The organism is Actinophytocola sp. (assembly GCF_036002505.1).
Taxonomy (GTDB): domain Bacteria; phylum Actinomycetota; class Actinomycetes; order Mycobacteriales; family Pseudonocardiaceae; genus DASYTH01.
On sequence record NZ_DASYTH010000050.1, the window covers coordinates 1 to 3,776 of the forward strand.

At 70.4% G+C, this 3,776-nt stretch carries 2 protein-coding genes; both read left to right on the top strand.

Annotation, left to right across the window (positions count from 1 at the left end; genetic code table 11):
- Positions 1 to 370: 370 nt before the first annotated feature.
- Positions 371 to 1,939: an IS21 family transposase gene (gene istA / locus VGR06_RS03560; protein ID WP_327557481.1), complete on the top strand. Its 1,569-nt coding sequence runs from the start codon at positions 371 to 373 to the stop codon at positions 1,937 to 1,939.
- Positions 1,936 to 2,745 (top strand): IS21-like element helper ATPase IstB, encoded by an 810-nt coding sequence (gene istB / locus VGR06_RS03565; protein WP_327557482.1) that lies wholly within the window; start codon positions 1,936 to 1,938, stop codon positions 2,743 to 2,745. The genes istA and istB overlap by 4 nt, the downstream gene beginning before the upstream one ends.
- The last annotated feature ends 1,031 nt before the right edge of the window (positions 2,746 to 3,776 follow it).

The window sequence follows — 3,776 nt, forward strand, 5'->3', positions numbered from 1 at the left end:
GATCAAGGCGGCGCTGGCGCGCCGCTGGCCAGGCCGATCGCCTGCCGCGGGGGCCGGCGTCTCGACCCCCGGTGACCAGGGCAGTGCCGCTCCGCCGTACAGCACGCTGGTACGGCAACGCCACCGACCGGCAGCCGCCCATCAACGACCCGCACAAGCGACGCCCGCGCTCACGAGACCCTGGCCTGTCGCCTGCCACGAGCATGGGACCACCCTGTGCCGGTTTCTGCCACGGTCATGGGACCACCCGGTTGCCAGTGATGGGACCACCCGGCGTGTCGCGTCGGGACGGTTGATCACTTCGGTCTATCGATCACTCCAAGTCACTCGGACTTGGAGGTTCGTAGGAATGGCGTTTCGGGAGGTTGACGTGATTGAGGTTCGGGAGGTGCTGCGCGCCTGGCTGGCCGGGCAGGGGCTGCGCCGGGTGGCCGAGCAGGCGGGGGTGGACCGCAAGACCGCCCGCCGCTACGTGCAGGCGGCCGAGGCCGCGGGGCTGGTCCGCGACGGCGGCGCGGCGCAGCTCACCGATGAGCTGATCGGCCAGGTGGTGCAGGCGGTTCGGCCGGCGCGGGCGGGCGGGCACGGCGAGGCGTGGGAGGCGCTGCAGGCCGAGCAGGCGCAGATCGGCGAGTGGGTGAAGCAGGGCCTGACCGTGGTGAAGATCGGCACCAAGCTGGAACGGCGGGGGGTGTTGGTGCCCTACCGCACGCTGCACCGGTTCTGTGTTGAGCGGTGCGGGTTCGGGCGGGCCTCGTCCACTGTGCGGGTCGCGGACGGCGAGCCGGGCCAGGAGTGCCAGCTCGACTTCGCCCGGATGGGGATGCTGTGGGATGCCGGTGCCCGGCGCCGCCGGGTGGTGCACGCGTTGCTCCTCACCGCGGTGTACTCGCGGCACATGTTCGTCTGGCTGACCTTCACCCAGACCCTGGAGGCGATCGTCGCGGGCTGTGAGGCCGGCTGGCGGTTCTTCGGCGGCGCGTTCAAGGTGATGGTCCCGGACAACGCCTCGGCGATCGTCGCCGACGCCGACGCGGTCAACCCGCGGTTCACCGCCGGCTGGCTGGATTACGCGCAGCACTGCGGGTTCGCCACCGACCCGGCCCGGGTCGCCCACCCGAAGGACAAGCCGAGGGTGGAGCGGATCGTGCAGTACGTGCGCGGGAACTTCTTCGCCGGCGAGGAGTTCATCGACCTGGCCGACGCGCAGACCCGCGCGCAGACCTGGTGCGCGACCACGGCCGGGCTGCGCATCCACGGCACCATCCAGGCCCGCCCGGCCGAGGTGTTCGCCGAGCACGAGGCCGCCGTGCTGCTCCCGCTGCCCGAGCCGTATGACGTTCCGATCTTCGCGTCGGTGAAGGTTCACCGCGACCATCACGTCGAGGTCGGCAAGGCGCTGTACTCGATGCCGACCGCCTACATCGGCCAACAGGTGCAGGCCCGGGCCGACTCGCGGCTGGTCAAGCTGTTCCACCACGGGCAGCTGGTCAAGGTGCACCCGCGGCAGCCCGCCGGTGGGCGGTGGACCGACCGCGAGGACCTGCCGGCGCACAAGACCGCCTACGCGATGCGCGACCTCGACCGGCTGACCAAGACCGCGCACGGCCACGGCGAGGCGGTCGGCATCTACGCCGAACGACTCCTCGGCGTCGACCTGCCGTGGACCCGGATGCGGCAGGTCTACCGGCTGCTCGGCCTGGCCCGCCGCTACGGCGACCAGCCGGTGAACACCGCCTGCGACCGGGCGCTGGAGCTCGACGTGATCAGCGTGACGAAGATCGCCAGCATGCTGGAGAAGGCCACCGAGAACACCCCCGCGCTCCAGCCGAAGGCCGCCGCCGCGGCCTCGGCGCGGTTCGCCCGCGACCCGGCCGAGTTCAACCCCCGGCCGGTGCAGCTGGCGCTGGTCGACGCCGACGAGGAGGCCACCCGATGAGCGGCACCCGGCTGGCCGGCCCGGTCAGCGCCGAGCTGCGCGCCATCCTGCGCCAGCTCAAGCTCGGCCGGATGCTCGACACGCTGCCCGAACGGCTCGCCCTCGCCGGCCAGCAGCACCTGCCGCACGCGGACTTCCTCGAGCTCGTGCTCGCCGACGAGGTGACCCGCCGCGAGGCCAACTCCGCTCACCTGCGCGCCCGCGCCGCCGGGCTGGACGCCACGATGCGCATCGACACCTGGGACGCCACGGCCGCGATCCGCTACGACCGGCAGCTGTGGAACGAGCTGACCAGCCTGCGGTTCCTCGACGCCCCGCACGGCGCGGTGGTCCTCGGTCCGGTCGGGGTGGGCAAGACCCACCTGGCCACCGCGCTCGGCCACATCGCCGTCCGGCGGCGCCGCACCGTGCACATGGCCCGCGCCGACCGGCTGCTCAAACGCCTCAAGGCCGCCCGGCTGGACAACACCGTCGAGGCCGAGATGCGCCGGCTCGCCCACATCGAGCTGCTCATCCTCGACGACTTCGCGCTGCAGCCACTGGACGCCATCGAGACCACCGACTTCTACGAGCTCATCGTGGAACGCCACCGCAAGACCGCCACGCTGCTCACCTCGAACCGGGAGCCCGGCGAGTGGCTGGCCATGATGGCCGACCCGCTGCTCGCCCAATCCGCCGTGGACCGGCTCGTCTCCACCGCCCACGAACTCGTCATCGAGGGCGAGTCCTACCGGCGAAGGCAACGACCCGCCCCCGCACCGACCGACGCCGACACCACACGAACCCCCGGGAAGGAGGACCAATGAGCTGTCGGCCCGCGAATATCGTTACACCGTGGCCCGCTTCCTCCGCCCCTGCCCGACCCACCCCGGCTGCCTGCTGTTCGAGTGCGACCGGCTCTGGTGCGCGACACCCGTGCACCGCCTCAGCCAGCGCGGCCAACCGCGACGCTTCTGCTCCACCCGCTGCCGCGTATCCGAACATCGTCGGCTCCGCTGACCCAACCCACATCACGACCCACTGGCGGTTGGGCATCACCGAGCGGAGCGCCACCCGAGGTCAGCCGCAGCCCAGCAACCGGCGTGTCCCGTTGACCAACCCAGGAGAGGCGATGAACATCCTTCATCGACCGAGGTGGTCCCTAGGTCGTGGCAAAACCGCGGTCCCTTCCCGGTGGCAAGCGACATCCGCAGCCTCATAGAGACCTTTTCGATAGGTTCAGATTGTCGATGAGGTCATTCGCGGAGGGACACGTACGAATGGCGATGGCCCGGCTGACCCGGGGCCGGCGCATGTTCTCCCCCGCCCGTGGCCTGTGGATCCCCGTGGCACCGCAATACCACCCCGCCGAATGGACAACTGGGCTGCCGCCCGACTGGGCGAGATCGCCGACCACGTGCGGCCGATATGTGGCCAGGACGGCGATGACGGAGGCGGCGAGCCGCCCGCTCCGGTGGGAGCAAGGCCGTGACCTGGGGTTTTGCCGGTGGGCGCAACTGGGTTCGAACCAGTGACCCCCTGTTTGTAAGTCGGATTCAGGGGTTCGCGGGCGTCCATTCCTGTCCCCCACCATGGCCCTGACCTGCAGTTTTCCAGATCGATCATCCGCGCACGTCCGTTGGAATCCGCAGCTGCTGTTAGCAAAGCTTTAGCAAGCGAGGCCGAACCGAGCGAAGACGCCACGTCCGAGTAGCCACGCTCTAATGAGGCCAGCCTCGGACCGCCGAGTCGGTGGCGTGCGTTGATTTGATCAGTTGCTGTGGCAGCGTGGCTGAGCAGCGGTCCGACGCTGCCCTCAGATGGTCGCGGCTTCGCCGCGAGTTGTGGCTGTCGGGGT